A 20630-nucleotide genomic window follows, 5' to 3' on the forward strand; every position below is an offset into this window, starting at 1 on the left:
GTGAAAAGTATTCGGATTCAGTGGGCGCGCCGGTTGCGCCACAACGACTGGGCCATGCAGATCGCCAATGCCAGCAGCAGCGATTCGAGCGCCACGACGCGCGTTTCGGGCTGGACCGCCAACAAATCACGCTTTGCGGCTGCCAGCAACCACAGCACGAACCAGGCCGGCAGCACGATCAGCAGGCGGGCCGAGAAACTGCCGATGATGACGCCACCCAGCACCCATAGCCACAGCAGGAGCGCGGCGCCGGCGGGCAGCGCCATGTAATAAGGCGCGAGAAACAACGCCACGCTGCCCAGCAGCCAGCCGATGCGCACGGCCAGCAGCCGGGGCCCCGCCATGCCCAGGTCGTGCTGCCGCATGCCGTGCGACAGCAACAGCGTTTGCAGGCACACCACCACGCCCACGAAGGCCACGACGTGGTAGCCCGGGAAAACCTCATGCATGAAGCCACTCAGCATGAGGCCGGATACCGCCACCAGCGCGTAGCCCTGCATTGTCAGCGCGGGCGAGGCGCCGAACAGCGCCGCCGCGGCGCAGGCCGCCATACCCACGGCAGTTGCCGCGTACAGCACGGCCCCGGGTTCCGGCACGAACATCGCCAGCGTCACGACAGTGAACGGGGCCAGCCAGCCATAGCGGCCCAGCAGGTAGCGGTCGCCGAACAGGAGCGGGTCGACATGCTCGACCTTGCAGCGAAGTAGCGCGCCCGCCATGGGCGGCGCCTTGAACGTCACCCAGGCACCGGCGGCCAGCGCTGCCGCTTCGCAGACCAGGAACCGCCACCAGCCCCACCCGTCCAGCGACCCGCCGGTGACGCCGGCGGAGATACCGAACAAGACCAGGCCGGCAACCACGCACAGCACGATCAGCTGCAGCGTGATGCGCGGTGCGAGAACCCGCTGTTCCCACCACTCGAACACGGTGCGGTCCAGCCGGAAGCCCAGCAGTTCCGGCGCCTGCCAGCGCACCTGCCGCACCGCCTGGCGCATGCCGCCGACGAAGCTGCTGTCGGCCAGCCGCAAGGCGAAGCGTGGCGGCTCGTTCGCGACCAGGGCGCTCAGTACGTTGGCGTCGTAGCGTGCATACAGGTCGAGGAACGCCAGGTCGGCCCGGTAGCGGTCCAGCACATGATGCACGGTATCGCCATCGATGCGTTCCATGTGGCGGTGATCCTCGTGCCAGCGGAAGTACTCGACCACGGCTTCGCGCAGGGCGGGATCGCAATCGTCGCTGGCGCACGAGCGCGCCGCCATCACTTCCAGCGCCTCGTGGCCCAGCAGCGACAGCGGCGAACCGCCACCAGCGATCGTGTCGAGTGACAGGCGCCGGTCAGCGTCCCAGTGTTCCAGGAAATCCTGCCACAGGGGCGCGGCGTCGCTCCAGGCTTGCCGGCGCAACGCCATCTCGTCCGGCATGGCCGGCGGGACGGGAACCTCGGCGGCTTGCACATCGCTGGCTGCAGCCCCTGCGGCTTCCACCATGACGGTTTCCACCACCGCGGTTTCCACCACGGCGGCTTCCACCACCGCGGCTTCCACCACCGCCGTTTCCACCACGGCGGCTTCCACCATGACGGCGCCAGCGGCTTCGGCCACCGGCTCCGCCTGCGCGGCATGCCGACGCGCCAGGGCCAGCGCGTGCTCGTAGGTTTCGCGCAGCCGCTGGTAGGCTTCAGGATCGTCTTCCGGCCGCGTCTTCTTCAGCAGCGCCGCATAGGCGCGCTTGACACTGCGCTCGTCCGCGCCGGGACGCAGGCCCAGCAGTTCCCACGGACCGGCATTCATAGATAGTGCTCGTCTTCGAAATGCTTCAGTACCTGCGTGAGCGCCGTGCGCGCATCGCGCACGCGCGCGGGATCCTGTGTTTCCAGCGCGGCGTGGAAGGCGGAAATCTGGTTGCCCAGGTATTGCCGGGCATCGCCCAGCAACTGTTCATACATGCGGTCGGCGCGCGCGGCCAGCGTGCGGTTCTCGATCTGGTCGCGCGGGTGGATCTTCAGCGCCGCCAGTTCTTCGAGCCGCTGCGCGACTTCCTGCTCGCTCATCACGCCCGCGTTGTCGGTAATGACGACACGGTGCTTTTCCTGCGTTTCCAGTACCGTGACTTCCGCTTCCAGCACGCCGCTGATGTCGTAGGTGAAGCGCACGTCGATGGCGACCTCGCCCGCCTTGCGGGCCGGGATCGGGAACTCCACCTTGCCCAGGTAGACGTTGTCCGCCACCATGCGCGCCTCGCCCTGGTAGATCTGCAGCAGCAGCGTTTTCTGGTAGTCGGATGCGGTTTGGAAAGGCTCGGTGCGCGATACCGGCACCGGCGAGTTGCGTTCGATGATGGGCTGGTAGTGGCCATGGCTGATCTGGTTCGGCCCCATCTGGCGCGATACCGCCACGCCCATCGAGTAGGGTGCCACATCCGTCATGACCACTTCGTCCAGCGCGGCATCGCGCATCTTCAGCCCGGCCTGCACGGCGGCGCCCAGCGCGATCGCTTCGTCCGGATCCAGGTGGATGGCGGGGAAGCGGCCGAACATGCGCGAGACCAGCTTGCGCACCACCGGCATGCGCGTGGCCCCGCCCGCGAGCACCACCGTATCGAGTTCGGTGGCGCGGATCGTGGCGTCGCGCAACGCCCGCTCGACCGGTGCGCGCAGGCGCGCCAGCAGCGGTTCCCACAGCCGCGTGACGGCTTCCTCGTCCACGTCCCAGCGGTATTCCTGGCCGCCGTGGCGTACGCTCATCGTGGCCGATGCCTGCTCGGTCAGCACCCGCTTGACGCGCTCCGCTTCGGCGCGCAGCCGCTGGTCCAGCGCCGCATCCGCCACGCCGCCCGCCTTGGCCAGGCCGCTGCGCGAGCGGAAGGCATCGACCAGCATCGTCGAGAAATCTTCGCCGCCGAGGAAATTGTCGCCGGCCGACGCACGCACTTCCATCACGCCTTCGAACAGTTCCAGGATCGACACGTCGAACGTGCCGCCGCCCAGGTCGAACACGAGGAACTTGCTTTCCTGTTCGCGGTCGCGGATGCCGTAGGCCAGCGCCGCGGCGGTGGGTTCGTTCAGCAGCCGCTCCACCTTCAGGCCGGCCAGCTTGCCGGCGGCCTTGGTGGCCTTGCGCTGGGCATCGCTGAAATAGGCCGGCACGGTGACGATCGCTTCCTCGACCGGGTGGCCAAGGAACGCTTCGGCATCTTCCTTCAGCGCGCGCAGCACCATCGAGGACAGTTCCTCCGGCCGGAATTCCCGGCTGCCGAGACGGATGCGCTTGTCCGTGCCCATGTAGCGCTTGAACGTGGCGGCCGTGAGGTGCGGGTGCGTGTGCAGGCGCTCGCGCGCCGCCTTGCCGACGAGGATGGTGCCGTCTTCGTCCAGGCTGACGCACGATGGCGTCAGGTGCTCGCCCAGCGCATTGGGCACGATCACGCATTGCCCGTCGCGCCAGATGGCGGCGAGGCTGTTGGTGGTGCCGAGATCGATCCCGATGATCATCGCAGGTCCGTTGTCAGATATCTGCTTCGACTTCGTTGCCGTGTTCCTCGATCCATGCGCGGCGGGCGGCGGCTTCGCCCTTGCCCATCAGCATGTTGAAGCGGGCCGCCGCCTCGGTGTGGGCGAAATCGCCCAGCGCCACCGGCAGCAGGCGCCGCGTATCGGGATTCATGGTGGTTTCCCACAGCTGCTCGGCATTCATCTCGCCCAGGCCCTTGAAGCGGGAAATGCTCCAGCTGCCATCCTTCAGGCCATCCTTGCGCAGCTTGTCCTCGATCGCGGTCAGTTCGCCGTCATCGAGCGCATACAGCTTCTGGATCGGCTTCTTGCCGCGCGCCGGCGCATCCACGCGGTACAGCGGCGGGCGCGCCACGCAGATATTGCCGTTCTGGATCAGCGCCGGGAAGTGGCGGAAGAACAGCGTGAGCAGCAGCACCTGGATGTGCGAACCGTCGACGTCGGCGTCCGACAGGATGCAGATTTTCCCGTAGCGCAGGTTCGACAGGTCCGGCGTGTCGCTGAAGCTGTGCGGGTCGACGCCGATCGCCACGGCGATGTCGTGGATCTCGTTGTTGGCGAACAGGCGGTCGCGGTCCGTCTCCCACGAGTTCAGCACCTTGCCGCGCAGCGGCAGGATGGCCTGGAATTCCTTGTCGCGGCCCATCTTCGCCGAGCCGCCCGCCGAGTCGCCCTCGACCAGGAACAGTTCGGTGCGCGACACGTCGGTCGATTCGCAATCGGTCAGCTTGCCCGGCAACACGGCCACGCCGGACGATTTCTTCTTTTCCACCTTCTGCGCCGAGCGCAGGCGCGACTGGGCCTGCTTGATGACGAGGTCGGCCAGCTTCTTGCCCCAGTCGATGTGCTGGTTCAGCCACAGCTCCAGCGCCGGCTTGCTGAACGTGGAGACCAGGCGCACCGCGTCGCGCGAGTTCAGGCGTTCCTTGATCTGGCCCTGGAATTGCGGGTCGAGCACCTTCGCCGACAGCACGAACGAGGCACGCGCGAACACGTCTTCCGGCAGCAGTTTCACGCCTTTCGGCAACAATGAGTGCAGTTCGACGAAGTTCTTCATCGCGCCGAACAAGCCTTCGCGCAAGCCGGATTCGTGCGTGCCGCCATTCGGCGTGGGAATCAGGTTCACGTAGGATTCGCGCATGATGGCGCCTTCTTCCGTCCATGCCACCACCCATGAGGCGCCTTCGCCTTCCGCGAAGCCTTCCGCGTCCGGGCCGGCGAACTGCTCGCCCTCGAACAGGGGCACCCAGGTTTCGCCGTTGCCGGTCTGGGCCAGCGCTTCCGTCAGGTAGCCGCGCAAGCCGTCGTTGTATTGCCACGTCTGCACGTCGCCCGTCTTGGCATTCTTCAGCGTGACGGTCACGCCCGGCAGCAGCACCGCCTTCGAGCGCAGCAGGCGCTGCAGCTCGACCTGGGAAATCAGCGGCGAATCGAAATACTTCGCGTCCGGCCAGGCGGTGACGCGGGTGCCGGACTTCTTGCCATCCTTGGGCGCCGGGCCGGACGTCAGCGGCTGCACCAGGTCGCCGTTCTCGAAGGCGATGGTGTGGTAGCCGTTGCCCTTGTCGTCCTTGCGCCAGACATTGATTTCCAGCCGCTTCGACAGTGCGTTGGTGACGGATACGCCGACACCGTGCAGGCCGCCGGAAAACGCGTACGCGCCGCCCGAGCCCTTGTCGAATTTGCCGCCGGCGTGCAGCCGGGTAAACACGATTTCCACGGTGGGCACGTTTTCTTCCGGGTGCAGGCCGACCGGGATGCCGCGGCCGTCGTCCTCGACGGTGATGCTGCCATCGCCGTTCTGCGTGACGACGATGTTCCGGCAATGGCCGCCCAGCGCCTCATCGGATGCGTTGTCGATCACCTCCTGGATGATGTGCAGCGGATTTTCCGTGCGGGTATACATGCCGGGACGCTGCTTGACGGGTTCGAGGCCCTTCAGGACGCGGATCGATGATTCGCTGTAGTCGGAAACTGGTTTTTTGGTGGCCATACTTGCAAATTGCGTAATTGAAGCTGTAACGGATGGTGGACGCGGTAGCGGATAGTCCGGCATTCTAGCCGAGGCGCCGGGCCGGAAAGCAAGCGCTCTCGCATCGACACGGTGCCGCCGGGTGGGACGCATTATACAAATGCTGTATGAATATACAGTAAAAAGGCGTTTTTATACTTTGTTTACACAGGGGCGGCAAGTCTTTACCCCGTTTTTAGACCCCCGTCGATAACCTTCCTTCCATGACAACAGCTGGAAGGAAAGCGATGGATAGCGTGTTTTTGGCACTGATCGGCGCGTTTGCCGCGCTGGCATGGGGGATGGCGGCGGGGTGCGCCCGCCTGGGGGGCCGGCCATGAACCCCACCGAAGTCGTGTACGTGGCCGGCGCCGCCACTGCCGCCGCCCTGTTCGTCTACCTGCTGGTGGCGCTGCTGAAGGCGGAGGCTCTGTGACGACCCCATCGCTGATCCTGCTGGGCGCCTTCCTGTTCGTGCTGCTGGCGCTGGCCTGGCCGCTGGGTGCCTTCCTGGCCCGGGTGGGCGAGGGCGATGGCCCGATCCGGGGCCTGGGCTGGCTGCACCGGTTCGAAGGAGCGCTGTATCGCGCCGCCGGCGTGCCGGCCGGCCGGACCATGGGCTGGCAAGCCTATGCCACCGCGCTGATCGTCTTCAACGCGCTGGGCACGCTGTTCGTGTATGCGGTGCAGCGCCTGCAGGGGTGGCTGCCCCTGAATCCGCAGGCGCTGCCCGGCGTGAGCCCGGATTCGTCGTTCAACACGGCCGTCAGCTTCGTTGCCAACACCAACTGGCAGGGCTACGCGGGGGAGCAGACCATGAGCTACCTGACCCAGATGGTGGCGCTGGCCGGCCAGAATTTCTTCTCGGCCGCCACCGGCATCGCCGTGGTGTTCGCGCTGATCCGGGCATTCGCGGCCCGCGCCACGGGGTCCATCGGCAACTTCTGGGTCGACGCCACCCGCGCCACGCTGTACGTGCTGCTGCCACTGTCGCTGCTGCTGGCGGTCCTGCTGATGAGCCAGGGCGTGATCCAGAACTTCGACGCGTACCGCCAGGTCGCCACGCTCGATGGCGGCGTGCAGGTGCTCGCCATGGGCCCGGTCGCCTCCCAGGAAGCCATCAAGCTGCTGGGCACCAACGGCGGCGGCTTCTTCAACGCCAATTCGGCGCATCCGTTCGAGAACCCGACGGCGTTCACCAACTTCGTGCAGATGATCGCCATCTTCCTGGTCCCGGCCGCGCTGTGCTTCGCGTTTGGCCGCATGGTGGGCGACCTCCGCCAGGGCTGGGCCGTGCTGGCGGCGATGACGATCGTGTTCGTGGCGATGACGCTCGCGGTGTTCGCGGCCGAGCAGGCGGCGCATCCCGCACTGCAGGCGCTGGGTGTCGACCAGGCGGCGGGCGCGCTGCAGTCGGGCGGCAACATGGAAGGCAAGGAAACCCGCTTCGGCATCGGCGCCTCGGCGCTGTTCACCGCCGTCACCACGGTCGCCTCCTGCGGCGCGGTGAATGCCATGCACGATTCGCTGATGCCGCTGGGCGGCGCCGTGCCGCTGCTGCTGATGCAGTTCGGCGAGGTGATCTTCGGCGGCGTGGGCTCCGGGCTGTACGGCATGCTGGTGTTCGCGATCCTGGCCGTGTTCATCGCCGGGCTGATGATCGGCCGCACGCCGGAATACCTGGGCAAGAAGATCGGCCCGTACGAGATGAAGGTGACCTCGATCGCCATCCTGGTCACGCCGCTGCTGGTGCTTTCCGGTACCGCCATCGCGGTGGTGGCGGGGGCCGGCACGGCGGGCATCGCCAATCCCGGCGCGCACGGTTTCTCCGAAATCCTGTACGCCTTCAGTTCCGCCGCCAACAACAACGGCAGCGCGTTTGCCGGCTTGTCCGCCAATACGCCGTTCTACAACACGATGCTGGCGATCGCCATGTGGTTCGGCCGCTTCGGCGTGATCGTGCCGGTGCTGGCGATCGCCGGTTCGCTGGCCGGCAGGGCGCGGCTGCCCGTCACGGCCGGCACGATGCCGACCCATGGCGCGCTGTTCGTGGCACTGCTGATCGGTGTCGTGCTGCTGGTGGGTGTGCTGAACTACGTGCCCGCGCTGGCGCTCGGCCCGGTCGTCGAGCACCTGCAACTTTTCCACTAAGAGGTTTTCATGGATAGCACCCTGTTCGACCGCCGGCTGGCGGGAGCCGCCGCGCTGGATGCGCTGCGCAAGCTGCACCCGCGCGTGCAGCTCCGCAGCCCGGTCATGTTCGTCGTCTACGTGGGCAGCATCGCCACAACGCTGCTGGCCGCGCAGGCCGCCACCGGCGGAGGCGAAGCCAGCCCCGGATTCATCGCCGCCATCGCCGTGTGGCTGTGGTTCACCGTACTGTTCGCCAACTTCGCCGAGGCACTGGCCGAGGGCCGCAGCAAGGCGCAGGCGGCGTCGCTGCGTGCGCTGAAACAGCAGGTCACTGCCAGGAAGCTGGCCACGCCGAAGTACGGCACCAGCTGGCTGCCGGTACCGGCCAGCGACCTGCGCAAGGGCATGACGGTGCTGGTCGAGGCGGGCGACGTGGTGCCCGCCGACGGCGAGGTGATCGAAGGCGTCGCTTCCGTCGATGAAAGCGCGATCACGGGCGAATCGGCGCCGGTGATCCGCGAATCGGGCGGCGATTTCTCCTCGGTGACGGGCGGCACCCGGGTCCTGTCGGACTGGCTGGTGGTGCGCGTCGCCGTCAATCCCGGCGAGGCGTTCATCGACCGCATGATCTCGATGGTGGAGGGCGCCAAACGTCAGAAGACGCCGAACGAGATCGCGCTGACCATCCTGCTGGTCGCGCTGACCATCGTGTTCCTGGTGGTGACCGTGACGCTGCTGCCGTTCTCGCTGTTCGCCGTGCAGGCTTCCGGCAGCGGCGCGCCGGTATCGGTGACGGTGCTGATCGCCCTGCTCGTGTGCCTGATTCCCACCACGATCGGCGGCCTGCTGTCGGCCATCGGCGTGGCCGGCATGAGCCGCATGATGGCGGCGAACGTGATCGCCACTTCCGGCCGGGCGGTGGAGGCGGCCGGCGATGTCGACGTGTTGTTGCTGGATAAAACCGGCACGATCACGCACGGCAACCGCCAGGCGGCCGCGTTCCTGCCGGCGCCCGGCGTGACGGAAGAACAGCTGGCCAGCGCGGCGAACCTGGCCTCGCTGGCCGACCAGACGCCGGAAGGACGCAGCATCGTCGTGCTGGCGCGCCAGCGGTTTGCGATGGACGAAAGAGCGCATGAGCTGGTTGCCGCGGGAGCCGAAGAGGACATGGCATTCGTGGAATTCACGGCGCAGACGCGCATGAGCGGCGTGGATATCGGCGAGCGACAGTTGCGCAAGGGCGCTGCCGACACGATACGCAAGCATGTCGAGCGGCAGGCCGGCCACTGGCCGGCCGAGGTGGCGCGCCTGGCGGACGACGTGGCGCGCCGCGGGAGCACGCCGCTGGTGGTGGTCGACAGCGGCCGGGTGCTGGGCGTGGTCGAGCTGAAGGATATCGTCAAGGCCGGCATCCGCGAGCGCTTTGCCGAACTGCGCAAGATGGGTATCCGCACCGTGATGATCACCGGCGACAACAGGCTGACGGCGGCGGCCATCGCCGCCGAGGCGGGCGTCGACGATTTCCTCGCCGAAGCGACGCCCGAGGACAAGCTGAAGCTGATCCGCCACCAGCAGGCCGAGGGGAGGCTGGTGGCGATGACGGGCGACGGTACCAACGACGCGCCGGCACTGGCCCAGGCCGACGTGGCGGTGGCGATGAACACGGGTACCCAGGCGGCCAAGGAAGCGGGCAACATGGTCGACCTGGATTCGAATCCGACCAAGCTGCTGGAGATCGTGGAAATCGGCAAGCAGATGCTGATGACGCGGGGCGCGCTGACCACCTTTTCCATCGCCAACGACGTGGCCAAGTACTTCGCCATCATCCCGGCGGCATTCGTGGGCACCTATCCGCAATTGAACAGCCTGAACGTGATGGGCCTGGCCAGCCCCGGCTCGGCCATCATGTCCGCGGTGATCTTCAACGCGCTGATCATCGTGTTCCTGATCCCGCTGGCCTTGAAAGGCGTGAAGTACCGGGCGCTGGGCGCCGCCGTGCTGTTGCGCCGCAACCTGCTCGTGTATGGCCTGGGCGGCCTGGTGCTGCCGTTCATCGGCATCAAGCTGATCGACATGGCGCTGGCCGCGCTGCACTTCGCCTGAACGACGTCTGAAAGGAACCGCCATGATTTCCCATCTCCGCCCCGCTGCCACCATTTTCGCCACGCTGACGCTGCTGTGCGGGATCGTCTATCCCGCCGTGGTCACGGGCATCGGCAAGCTGGCCTGGCCGGGCCAGGCCGCCGGCAGTGTCGTCGTCCGCGACGGCCAGGCCGTCGGCTCGCGCCTGATCGGCCAGGCATTCACGTCGCCGCGCTACTTCTGGGGGCGGCCATCGGCCACCAGCCCGGCGCCGAACCACGGCGCCGCTTCGGCGGGCTCGAACCTGGGCCCCACGAACCCGGCACTGCACGATGCCGTCAAGGGCCGCATCGCGGCATTGCGCGCGGCCGACCCGGGCAATACGGCGCCGGTGCCGGTCGACCTGGTCACCGCGTCCGCCAGCGGCCTGGATCCGGACATCAGCCTGGCGGCGGCACGCTACCAGGCCGGCCGCGTGGCGCGCACGCGCGGCATCGCCCCGGCCAGCGTGGCGACCTTGATCGAGGAGCACGCCGAGCGGCCGCGGTTCGGCTTCCTCGGCGAACCAAGGGTCAATGTGCTGGCGCTGAACATGGCGCTCGACCGGCTTGCGCCCGCTGCGCCGTAATCGTCTACACTGCGCCGCATGATTCCCATCGACAGCCAACGCCCCGACCCGGACGCCCTGCTGGCCCGGGTGCAGGCCGGCGAAGAGCGCGCGGCGCGCGGCCGGCTGCGCATCTACTTCGGCGCTTCGGCCGGCGTGGGCAAGACTTTTGCAATGCTGTCGGCGGCCCGCAAGCTGCAGGCCGAGGGCTTGCGGCCGCTGGTGGGCGTCGCTGAAACCCATGGCCGCGGCGAAACGGCGGCGCTGCTCGACGGCCTGGAGGTGCTGCCGCCGAAGCAGGTGGCCTGGCGCGGCAGGATGCTGCCCGAGTTCGATCTCGATGGCGCGCTGGCGTGCCGCCCCGGCCTGATTCTGGTGGACGAGCTGGCCCATTCGAACGCGCCCGGCTCGCGGCACCCGAAGCGCTGGCAGGATGTGGAGGAATTGCTGGACGCGGGCATCGACGTGTTCACCACGGTGAACGTGCAACACCTGGAAAGCCTGAACGACGTGGTGGGCGGCATCACCGGCATCCGCGTGGCGGAAACCCTGCCCGACACCGTGTTCGACCGGGCCGCCGAAGTCGTGCTGGTGGACTTGCCCGCCGATGAACTGCTCGACCGGCTGAGGCGGGGCAAGGTCTACCACGGCGAGCAGGCCGGGCGCGCCGCCCGCAATTTCTTCCGCAAGGGGAACCTGATCGCGCTGCGCGAACTGGCGCTGCGCCGCACCGCCGACCGCATCGGCGGCGACGTGCAGGCCTACCGCGTGGAACAGGCCATCCGCCCGCTGTGGCAGTCGGGCGCGGCGCTGCTGGCCTGCGTGGGCACCGGCGCGGATGGCGAACAGGTGGTGCGCAGCGCGGCCCGGCTGGCGAGCCAGCTGAACACGGACTGGCATGCGGTGTACGTGGAAACGCCGGCGCTGCAACGCCTGCCGGCCGCGCGGCGCGAGAAGATCCTGCAGGTGCTGAAGCTGGCACAGGACCTGGGCGCCACCACGGCCGTGCTGGCCGGCGACGACATCGGCACGGCCATTGCCCGCTACGCGCTGGCGCAGAATATCCCCAGGGTGGTGCTGGGCCGGGCCGCACCCGCCAGGCCGTGGCGCACCCCGCACCTGCGGCGCATCGCCGCCGCCGCCCCGGCGCTTGACATCGTCGAAGTAGCTTCCGCCGAGCAAAGTTTCTCGAAAAACGGTGACAGTCACCAATTTTCGGGCAACGGAAGTTCCAGAAAAAATGGTGACTGTCACCGTTTTTCTGGGCAGGAGGGCTACGGGCGCTACGTGCTGGCGCTGGCCGCCAGCGGTACCGTCGCGCTGGCGGGCCTGCCGCTGGCGGGTGCGCTCGAAGTCACCAACATCGCGATGCTGTTCCTGCTCGCCGTGCTGGTGGTGGCGTTCCGGCTGGGCCGCGGGCCGGCCGTGCTGTGCAGCTTCGCCAGCGTGGCCGCGTTCGATTTCCTGTTCGTGCAGCCGACGTTCTCGTTCGCCGTCAGCGATGTCCAGTACCTGATCACGTTCGGCGTCATGCTGGTGGTGGGCCTGATCACGAGCCACCTGGCGGCCAACCTGCGCTTCCAGGCCCGGGTCGCGTCGCACCGCGAGGAGCGCGTGCGTGCGCTCTATGAATATGCGCGCGAGCTGACCGGTGTGTTGCAGGCGGAGCAGGTGGTCGAGATCACGCAGCGCACGCTGGCGCAGGCCTTTCGAGCGCGCGTGGCACTGCTGCTGCCGGATGCCGATGGGCGCCTGGAGGCTGCGGCGGCGCCGGCGGCCGCCGATGGTGCGGATTCGCCCGATCCGGCCATCGGCCAGTGGGCGTTCGACCATGCCGAGGCGGCCGGCATCGGCACGGGCACCCTGCCGGCGTCGCCCTGGTTCTACCTGCCGCTGGTCGCGCCGATGCGCACCCGTGGCGTGCTGGCGCTGCAGCCGGAAGAGCGCCGCTGGCTGCTGATCCCCGAACAGCGCCGCCATCTCGACACGTTCGCCGCGCTGGCCGCGATCGCGCTGGAGCGGGTGCATTACATCGACGTGGCGCAGGAAGCGCTGGTGCAGATGGAATCGGAGCGGCTGCGCAACTCGCTGCTGGCGGCGCTGTCGCACGACCTGCGCACGCCGCTGACGTCGCTGGTGGGGCTGGCCGAGTCGCTGGCGATGTCGAAGCCGGCCCTGTCCATCACGCAGATGGACCTGGCGCGCGCGCTGCAGGAAGAAACCGTGCGCATGAGCACCCTGGTGGCGAACCTGCTGGACATGGCGCGCATCGAAAGCGGCGCCGTGCACCTGAACCTGCAATGGCAGGCGCTGGAGGAAACGGTGGGCAGTGCGCTGCGCGCCAGCCGCACGCTGCTGGCCGGACACCGCATCGCCACCGCCTTGCCGGCCGGCCTGCCGCTGGTGCGCTACGACGCCGTACTGATCGAGCGGGTACTTGGCAACCTGCTGGAAAACGCGGCGAAATATACGCCGGCCGGCAGTACGATCACGCTGTCCGCGCGGGTCTTCCGCGGCAGCCTGGAAGTCACCGTCGCCGACGATGGCCCCGGCCTGCCGGCCGGCCAGGAAGAAGCGATCTTTGAAAAATTCACGCGCGGCGAACGGGAGTCCGCCAAGCCCGGCGTGGGGCTGGGGCTGGCGATCTGCCGCGCGATCATCGAGGCACACGGCGGCGCGATCTCCGCGCGGCGCGGCGGGGGAGGGGGCGCGGCCCTGGTCTTCACGCTGCCGCTGGGTACCCCGCCCGCGCTGCCGGAGGAACCACTGGATGAGCGACAAGTTGAGCAATAAGGTGACCAGCAAGCTGGCGGACGGGCCGATGCCGACCGCGCTGCTGGTCGAGGATGAACCGCAGATCCGCCGCTTCGTGCGCATGGCGCTGGAGGAAGAAGGCTGGCACGTGCAGGAGGCGGCGACGATGCAGCGCGGCCTGATCGACGCCGGTACCCGCCGCCCCGACCTGGTGATCCTCGACCTGGGCCTGCCCGACGGCGATGGCGTGGACCTGATCGCCGACCTGCGCAAATGGTCGCCGGTGCCGGTGATCGTGCTGTCGGCCCGCGTCGCCGAAGAGCAGAAGATCCGCGCGCTCGATGCCGGTGCCGACGATTACCTGACCAAGCCGTTCGGTGTCGGCGAGCTGCTGGCCCGCGTGCGCGCGCTGCAGCGGCGGCGCCGCGCCCCTGAACAGGACGCCGGCGGCGTGGTGCAGTTCGGCGACGTGAAGGTGGACCTGCCGGCACGCATGATCACCCGCGGCGGCCAGATGGTGCACCTGACGCCGACCGAGTACCGCCTGCTGGCGGTACTGGTCAACAATGCCGGCCGCGTGGTGACCAATCCCCAGCTGCTGCGCGAGGTATGGGGACCGTCGAATGCCGACAACGGCCATTACCTGCGCATCTACATGGGCCACCTGCGCCAGAAGCTGGAGCGCGATCCCGCCCAGCCGGCGCACCTGCTGACCGAAACGGCGGTCGGCTACCGGCTGCTGCTCGCACCGGGCTGATACGGTCCGGGCGCCGGGACGCGGCGCCAGGAAGGCAGGGTGCCGTCAGTGTCCCGCGGCGGCCAGCGGGGCGGAGCCCTGAAGGCGGCGCCGCAGCAGGTCCTCGGCCATCGCCAGCGCCTTGTCGGGTGCCGCCGGAATATCCGGGATGACGCCCACGCCTTCCCAGTTGCCCTGGGTGATCGGGCTGATGCTGCGCGCGTCAGGGATCACGGCGAAAAAATGGTCGCCAAGCCGATAGGGTCGCGCCGGGTGGGCGCCGCCCCAGGTCCGCTCGCCGATCACCGTGGCGCGTTTCAGTGCCTGCATCGTGTAGGTGAAGTCTTCGCCGGCGGACATCGTGCCGGGGCCGGCCAGGATCACCACCGGCTTCTTGCCGCCATAGCGCTTGCCGCCAGGCTTGTCCACCGTCCAGAACTGTTTGGCGACGCCGGTCTTGCGGTCCCAGATATCGTTGAGGCGGGTCCGCTCGTCGACGAAATAGCTGACCAGCAAGGCCACCGAGTCCGGTGCGCCACCGCCGTTCTCGCGCAGGTCGATGATGAGGCCATCGGTATCGGCCAGTTCATCCATGGCCGAGGCGAAATTTTCGTCCACCAGGAAATGAGGATGGAATGCGGAGAGCTTCAAGTAGCCCACCCTCGGGCCCAGGTGATCGACCTTCTCCACGCCAAGGTCCGACAAACTGGCGAACAGGCGCATGGGAAGGGGGGCGCGCTCCTCCCACTCGGCACGCGTCCTGGGGGGAGGTCCGAGCGCATCGTCGGGCGGCACCACCCCGGGGCTGAAGACCACTTCCATGTGCAGGTCCTTGACGACGCCGTGGATATCTTTCGTCAGCTGTCTTGCCAGCTGTTCGCCTTCCGCGATGCCATCGTACTTGCCCTCCTGCTGGCGCTGGCGCAGCACCGCTTCGATCTGCTTCGCCTTGTCGGGGAAGATGTAGTTCTCGTTCAGTTTCGCCACCAGCGTATCGAGCGCTTGCGTCCGCATCGCGCGGTCGACCACGACCTTCGGCGGAGGATTGACGCGTTCCCAGAGCGGCCGCCACATGGGCTGGGTCGCACCTGCTGCCACCACTACGCCGACCACGGACAGCACCAGCAACGACGGTATGACGATCCAGTTCTTCTTCATTTTTTCTCCTCCTGGTTGATAACGATGTGTCGTGCCGATCGAACGGGCGTGCGCGATCGGCGGCCTTGTCCACAGGCCATTCAGCTGCTTCATTCAGACTCTGAAATTTGATGACCGGATATCCAACGGCTGCGAGCTTACGGGCATGCAGACTGGACATCGCTGCGCCGGGTGGCGGCCCGGCGTTACCCGGCCCGGCTACATCTGGCGGAACTGCCGGGTAAAGGCTTCGCTGACGGCCAGGCGCTCGGCCCGGCCCTTCAGGATCACCTCCAGGCCGGCGCCGCCGCGCCCTTCGGATTCGTTGCGTTCGATCCGGTCGACGGCCTGGAGGTTGACGATGGCGCTGCGGTGGATCTGCGCGAACTGCTGCGGGTCCAGCTGCTCGAGCAGGGTCTTCAGCGGCAGCCGGATCAGCGCATCGCCTTTCTCCGTCACCACCCGGGTGTACTTCTCGTCCGACTGGAAGTACAGCACTTCGCTCACCATCACCAGCCGCACCGTATTGCCGCTCGACGCCTTGATCCACTTGAGGTACACCGGCGCGGTATCCCGTTCGAACAGCTTTTCCCACACGGCCGGCGGCGGATTTGCGACCGCGCGCGACTTCAGGCGGCGGATCGTCCGCAGCAGGCGCGTGGTGGTCAATGGCTTGACCAGATAGTCGGATGCGCCGGCATCGAAGGCGGCCAGCGCATGTTCCGCGTAGGCCGTGACGAACACCACCTGGCAGGATTCGGGAATGTGGCGCGCCACTTCCAGGCCGTTCAGGCCGGGCATCTGGATGTCCAGGAACACGATGTCCGGTTTCAAGGCATCGATGCGCGCCACCGCGTCGATGCCGTTCTCGGCGTGGCCGGCGATCTGCAGCTCGGGCCACAGGCCGCGCAGCTGGTCCGCCAGTTCCGCCCGCAGCAGCGGTTCGTCTTCGACGAGCAGGGCGGTCGGCATCAGGCGTCCTTTCCTGCCACAGGCACCGCCAGCACGGCCTTCACACCCCGTGCTTCGCCTGGTCCGCCGCCGGGCTCCACGGACAGGCTGGCCGCGCGCCCGTACAGCAGCGCCAGGCGTTCGGCGATGTTCGCCAGGCCCGTGCCTTGCCCGGCCTGTTCGGTGAGGCCGACGCCGTCATCGACCACGGACACGCACAGCAGCTCGCCGTCCCCCTTGTGCTCGCGCTGCGCGCCGACGGTGATCAGGCCCGGCCGGCTGGCCCGCTCCAGGCCGTGCTTGACGGCGTTTTCCACCAGCGAGATCAGCATCGCCGGCGGAAACGGCAGGCTGCGCACGTCGTCGTCCACGGCGACCTCGAAGCGCAGCCGTTCGCCCATGCGGATGCGCATCACCGCCAGGTAGTCGCTGGCCAGGTCCATTTCACGGCCCAGCGTCGAGGATACCGAGCGCATGTCCGGCAGTGCGTTCTGCAGGTAGCCGACCAGGTGGTCGAGCATCTCCTGCGCGGCCTGCTGGTCGGTGCGGATCAGGTACTTCAGGTTGGCCAGGGTATTGAACAGGAAGTGCGGCTCGACCTGGGCCTGCAGGGCCGACAGGCGCGCCTGCAGCGAGGTGCGTTCCAGCTCGCGTTCGCGCCGCGCCGCTTCCAGCACGGCCGTGTGGCGTTCGAGGTGCTGGCGCAGGTGGGCGCACACCGTCTCGGCGGCCTTCAGCGACTGGCCCTGCTGGATCGCGAACCAGGCCAGGCCCGGGCGGCTGCGCAGCTCGATGCGGCAGCTGGGGCCCAGCTCGGTCGAGACCCTCACCTCGACATGGCGCCCCAGTACCGGGGGACGCCAGCGGCCCAGCACGATCCGGCCCTTGAACGGGTCATGGGAGAACGCCGGCGGCCCGGCGTATCCCAGCGCCGTGCCGAGCGCCAGTCCCGACAGGGTTTCGGTGCACAGGTCGAAGGTGGTGTAGGGATTGAACGGGGCATCGATGCGGCGCGTCACCGTGGATGCGATCGACTCGGCGGACAGCGCCGTGCCCTGGTCGCCCAGCCGGGAAAGAAAGCCGCGGGCGATCCCGCTGGACAACAGTGCGAGCCAGGCCATGATCGCCAGCACGACACCGCCGACGATGTACGGATCCAGCTTGCGGACTCCCGCTTCGCCCGGCGCAGGCGTGCCGATATCCATCCCGAGAGGCAGCAGCGCGATCGCCAGCGACACGAACAGCAGCGAACCAGCGTTGAAGCGCAGCGCCGACTGCAGCAGGTAGCGGCGCACCAGGCGGCGCTCGTGCGTGATCTTCGGCACGGGCGGCGCGTTGAACGGCGGGTAAGCGGGAGAGCTCATCGGAATCCTCGTGTTGAACTTGCCCCGCCATTCTAGCGGCGGGCGAGAGGATGATTTCGCCCATGCGACGAATGCCCGTGAATCGGGGAGGAACCCGGCGCCGGCGGGATGAATGCCGATAGCCGGATCGCCGCCGGCGCCTGGCGGCCGATACCCTACTTGCTCAGCACCCGCATCGCCCGCTCCAGCCCGTCCAGGGTGATCGGGAACATGCGCCCGTTCATCAGCTGGCCGATGATCGCGATGGATTGCCGGTACTGCCAGTACTGTTCCGGCTCCGGGTTCAGCCAGGCGAACTTCGGGAAGGCTTGCGTGAAACGGGCCAGCCATTCGGCGCCGGCTTCCTCGTTGTTGTACTCGACCGAGCCGCCGGCCTGCAGGATTTCATAGGGGTTCATGGTGGCGTCGCCGACGAAGATCAGCTTGGTGTCGGGCGGGTACTTGCGCAGCACGTCCCAGGTGGGGAAGCGCTCGGCATTGCGGCGCCGGTTGTTCTTCCACAGGTAGTCGTAGACGCAGTTGTGGAAGTAGAAGAACTCCATGTTCTTGAACTCCGACTTCGCGGCGGAAAACAGTTCCTCGGTGCGCTCGATGTGGTCGTCCATCGTGCCGCCCACGTCGAACAGCATCAGCACCTTCACGTTGTTGCGGCGTTCCGGCTGCATGCGGATATCGAGCCAGCCGGCATTGTTGGCGGTGGCGCGGATGGTCTGGTCCAGCGCCAGTTCCTGCTGGGCGCCATCGCGCGCGAAGCGGCGCAGCCGGCGCAGGGCCACCTTGATGTTGCGGGTGCCCAGCTCCTTGTCGGCGTCGTAGTCCTTGTAGGTGCGCTGGTCCCACACTTTCACGGCGGTACGGTTGCCAGGTTTTGCAGACTCGTTCCCACCGATGCGGACCCCTTCCGGGTTGGTGCCGCCATTGCCGAACGGCGAGGTGCCGCCGGTGCCGATCCACTTGCCGCCGCCTTCGTGGCGTTCCTTCTGCTCCTTCAGCAGTTCGGCCAGCCGGTCCATCAGCTTGTCGTAGCCGAATTTTTCCAGCGCGGCCTTCTGCTCGTCGGTCAGTTCGCGCTTCATGCGCTGCAGCAGCCAGTCCAGCGGGATCGACGCCTTGCCGTCGAACGCACCGTCGATGCCCTTGAAATACTGGGCGAAGGCGCGGTCGAAGCGGTCGTAGTGGGCTTCGTCCTTCACCAGCGCCAGGCGCGCGAGGTAATAGAAATCGTCGAACGATTGCGTGACGACGCCGCGCTCCATCGCTTCCAGCAAGGTGAGGAATTCCTTGATGGTGACGGGGATTTTCGCGTCCTTCAGCGTGAAGAAGAAGTCGATCAGCATGGGCGTGGAGCTTGCGGACGTTGCAGCAGATAGTCGACGTGGGCGCGGATTTCCGGCCATTCGCCGCGCACGATACTGTACATGACCGTGTCGCGCACGGTGCCGTCGCGCCGGATCCCATGGTGGCGCAGCACGCCGTCCTTCTTCGCGCCGAGCCGTTCGATGGCGGCCTGCGAGGCATGGTTGAAGTTGTCGGTGCGCAGGCCCACCACGGCGCAGCCCAGCGTGTCGAAGGCATGCGCCAGCAGCATGCGCTTGCAGCTGGTGTTGACGTGGCTGCGCTGGCGGCTTTTCGCATACCACGTGTAGCCGATCTCGAGCCGGTCGATGGCGGGCACGATGTCGTGGTAGCTGGTGGTACCCAGGATTTCGCCGGTGGCGGCATCGAGCACGGCGAAGGCCAGCCGGGCAGGGCGCATCTCGAGCGCGGTGGCGATATACGCCGCCACGTTGTCCGGTTCCGGCACGGAGGTGATGCGCAGCTTCCACAGCTCGCCGTCGCGGGCGGCCGCGCGCAGGCCGCCGGCGTGCCCTTGCTCCAGCGGCTCCAGGCGCACGCCATTGAACTCCAGCGTGACGGGGCGGACGTCGATCACCGGTTGGTCCTCGCCATGAACACCAGGCGCTCGAACAGGTGCACGTCCTGCTCGTTCTTCAGCAGCGCGCCGTGCAGCGGCGGCACGATCGCCTTGCTGTCCTGGCTGCGCAGCGCCTCGGGCGGGATATCCTCGGCCAGCAGCAGTTTCAGCCAGTCGAGGAATTCGGAGGTGGACGGCTTCTTCTTCAGGCCGGAGACATCGCGCACTTCATAGAACGTCCGCAGCGCCTGCGCCAGCAATTCCTGCTTCAGGTGCGGGAAGTGCACCTCGACGATGGCTTCCATCGTATCCTTGTCCGGGAAGGCGATGTAGTGGAAGAAGCAGCGGCGCAGGAAGGCGTCCGGCAACTCCTTCTCGTTGTTCGATGTGATGATGACCAGCGGGCGGTGCTTCGCCACCACCATCTCGCGCGTCTCGTACACATAGAATTCCATCCGGTCCAGTTCGCGCAGCAGGTCGTTGGGAAATTCGATGTCGGCCTTGTCGATCTCGTCGATCAGCAGCACCACCGGTTCGGGCGCGGTGAAGGCCTGCCACAGCACGCCCTTGACGATGTAGTTGTGGATGTCGCGCACCCGTTCGTCGCCCAGCTGGGAATCGCGCAGGCGCGAGACGGCGTCGTATTCGTACAGCCCCTGCTGCGCCTTGGTGGTCGACTTGACGTGCCATTGCAACAGTGGGCGGTCCAGCGCGGCGGCGACTTCCTCGGCCAGCATGGTCTTGCCGGTGCCCGGCTCGCCTTTCACGAGCAGCGGGCGCTGCAGCGTGAGGGCCGCGTTCACGGCAAGTTTCAGGTCGGCGGTGGCAACATACTGGGCGGAGCCGTCGAATCGTGGGGTCTGGTGGGGGACGGTCATGGAAAAGCTTTCCGTAGCGGACGAAAAAAGCCAGTATACGGTAGTTCCGAGCATGCCAGAACGTACTGGAATCGTGGTGGACGACCGGAAACAGCTGCGCTAGAATCGGCCGCTGGTAGCACGAAAAGCAAGTATTTATGCAAGCAGCAAGGGGACACGGAGACCGCGACGAGAATGAGTCCCCTCCAATTACTCTTTTGGATTCGACTAGCCACCCATGAATAGACTCATAGCAGTATGCCTGCTTGCCGGCGCCACGCAGGCAACCCAGGTCGCCGTCGCCGCGGACGTCGTCGGCAACCCGGCCGCCGCGCCAGCCAAGATCGAAATGTGCATCGGCTGCCACGCCATCCCGGGCTACAAGGCCACGTTCCCCGAAGTGTTCCAGGTGCCGAAGATCGGCGGCCAGAATGCCAGGTACATCGAAGCGGCGCTCAAGGCTTACCAGAAAGGTGACCGCAAGCACCCGTCGATGAAGGGCATCGCCGTCAGCCTGTCCGACCAGGACATCGCCGACATCGCCGCCTATTACGCCAAGCAGAAATGAGGACCAC

Annotated in this window: 16 protein-coding genes; 7 read left to right on the plus strand and 9 right to left on the minus strand. The window is 67.3% G+C overall.

The window, feature by feature from the left end; translation table 11 throughout:
* Nucleotides 1–17: 17 nt before the first annotated feature.
* From EYF70_RS01955 to EYF70_RS01970, 3 genes are read right to left on the minus strand one after another with little or no spacing between them, the layout of a single operon-like run.
* On the minus strand, nucleotides 18–1790 hold the full coding sequence (locus tag EYF70_RS01955; RefSeq protein ID WP_165497555.1) for a J domain-containing protein: 1773 nt from the start codon (nucleotides 1788–1790) through the stop codon (nucleotides 18–20).
* Nucleotides 1787–3490, minus strand: coding sequence for a molecular chaperone HscC (locus EYF70_RS01965; protein WP_131143891.1), 1704 nt, complete (start codon nucleotides 3488–3490; stop codon nucleotides 1787–1789). The genes EYF70_RS01955 and EYF70_RS01965 overlap by 4 nt, the downstream gene beginning before the upstream one ends.
* A gap of 13 nt (nucleotides 3491–3503) precedes the next feature.
* Nucleotides 3504–5501: a DNA topoisomerase IV subunit B gene (locus EYF70_RS01970; protein WP_131143892.1), complete on the minus strand. Its 1998-nt coding sequence runs from the start codon at nucleotides 5499–5501 to the stop codon at nucleotides 3504–3506.
* Between the two features lie 355 nt (nucleotides 5502–5856).
* On the opposite strand from EYF70_RS01970, the gene EYF70_RS01975 reads away from it, so the two are divergent.
* The 6 genes from EYF70_RS01975 to kdpE are packed head-to-tail and all read left to right on the plus strand — an operon-like array spanning nucleotide 5857 to nucleotide 13852.
* Nucleotides 5857–5955 (plus strand): potassium-transporting ATPase subunit F, encoded by a 99-nt coding sequence (locus EYF70_RS01975; RefSeq protein ID WP_131143893.1) that lies wholly within the window; start codon nucleotides 5857–5859, stop codon nucleotides 5953–5955.
* The gene (gene kdpA, locus EYF70_RS01980) at nucleotides 5952–7670 is read left to right on the plus strand and encodes a potassium-transporting ATPase subunit KdpA (protein WP_131143894.1); all 1719 of its coding nucleotides are present in this window, start codon (nucleotides 5952–5954) and stop codon (nucleotides 7668–7670) included. The genes EYF70_RS01975 and kdpA overlap by 4 nt, the downstream gene beginning before the upstream one ends.
* A 9-nt stretch (nucleotides 7671–7679) precedes the next feature.
* Complete coding sequence (kdpB, locus tag EYF70_RS01985; protein WP_131143895.1) at nucleotides 7680–9755, plus strand: potassium-transporting ATPase subunit KdpB; 2076 nt, start codon at nucleotides 7680–7682, stop codon at nucleotides 9753–9755.
* Between the two features lie 22 nt (nucleotides 9756–9777).
* Nucleotides 9778–10362, plus strand: a complete 585-nt coding sequence (gene kdpC / locus EYF70_RS01990; protein WP_131143896.1) for a potassium-transporting ATPase subunit KdpC — start codon at nucleotides 9778–9780, stop codon at nucleotides 10360–10362.
* A gap of 18 nt (nucleotides 10363–10380) precedes the next feature.
* Nucleotides 10381–13134: a DUF4118 domain-containing protein gene (locus EYF70_RS01995; RefSeq protein WP_131143897.1), complete on the plus strand. Its 2754-nt coding sequence runs from the start codon at nucleotides 10381–10383 to the stop codon at nucleotides 13132–13134.
* Nucleotides 13112–13852 (plus strand): two-component system response regulator KdpE, encoded by a 741-nt coding sequence (gene kdpE / locus EYF70_RS02000; protein ID WP_229420666.1) that lies wholly within the window; start codon nucleotides 13112–13114, stop codon nucleotides 13850–13852. Before EYF70_RS01995 ends, kdpE begins: the two co-directional genes overlap by 23 nt.
* A 45-nt stretch (nucleotides 13853–13897) precedes the next feature.
* Here the strand turns inward: kdpE and EYF70_RS02005 are convergent, their stop codons facing one another.
* The 6 genes from EYF70_RS02005 to EYF70_RS02030 form a co-directional block, all read right to left on the minus strand.
* Complete coding sequence (locus tag EYF70_RS02005; RefSeq protein WP_165497556.1) at nucleotides 13898–14989, minus strand: S41 family peptidase; 1092 nt, start codon at nucleotides 14987–14989, stop codon at nucleotides 13898–13900.
* Between the two features lie 198 nt (nucleotides 14990–15187).
* On the minus strand, nucleotides 15188–15940 hold the full coding sequence (locus tag EYF70_RS02010; RefSeq protein ID WP_218943748.1) for a LytR/AlgR family response regulator transcription factor: 753 nt from the start codon (nucleotides 15938–15940) through the stop codon (nucleotides 15188–15190).
* Nucleotides 15940–17283, minus strand: a complete 1344-nt coding sequence (locus tag EYF70_RS02015; RefSeq protein ID WP_131143900.1) for a sensor histidine kinase — start codon at nucleotides 17281–17283, stop codon at nucleotides 15940–15942. The genes EYF70_RS02010 and EYF70_RS02015 overlap by 1 nt, the downstream gene beginning before the upstream one ends.
* Before the next feature lie 155 nt (nucleotides 17284–17438).
* Nucleotides 17439–18620: a vWA domain-containing protein gene (locus EYF70_RS02020; RefSeq protein ID WP_131143901.1), complete on the minus strand. Its 1182-nt coding sequence runs from the start codon at nucleotides 18618–18620 to the stop codon at nucleotides 17439–17441.
* Nucleotides 18614–19216 carry a GNAT family N-acetyltransferase gene (locus EYF70_RS02025; RefSeq protein WP_131143902.1) on the minus strand — a complete coding sequence of 201 codons (603 nt, stop codon included), beginning with the start codon at nucleotides 19214–19216 and terminating at the stop codon, nucleotides 18614–18616. The genes EYF70_RS02020 and EYF70_RS02025 overlap by 7 nt, the downstream gene beginning before the upstream one ends.
* The gene (locus tag EYF70_RS02030; RefSeq protein ID WP_131143903.1) at nucleotides 19213–20076 is read right to left on the minus strand and encodes an AAA family ATPase; all 864 of its coding nucleotides are present in this window, start codon (nucleotides 20074–20076) and stop codon (nucleotides 19213–19215) included. The genes EYF70_RS02025 and EYF70_RS02030 overlap by 4 nt, the downstream gene beginning before the upstream one ends.
* 217 nt (nucleotides 20077–20293) lie before the next feature.
* Here EYF70_RS02030 and EYF70_RS02035 point away from each other — a divergent pair, with 217 nt between their 5' ends.
* On the plus strand, nucleotides 20294–20623 hold the full coding sequence (locus EYF70_RS02035; RefSeq protein ID WP_131143904.1) for a c-type cytochrome: 330 nt from the start codon (nucleotides 20294–20296) through the stop codon (nucleotides 20621–20623).
* Nucleotides 20624–20630 lie beyond the last annotated feature (7 nt).

The sequence above is a fragment of the Pseudoduganella albidiflava genome (genome assembly GCF_004322755.1).
Taxonomy (GTDB): Bacteria; Pseudomonadota; Gammaproteobacteria; order Burkholderiales; family Burkholderiaceae_D; genus Rugamonas; species Rugamonas albidiflava.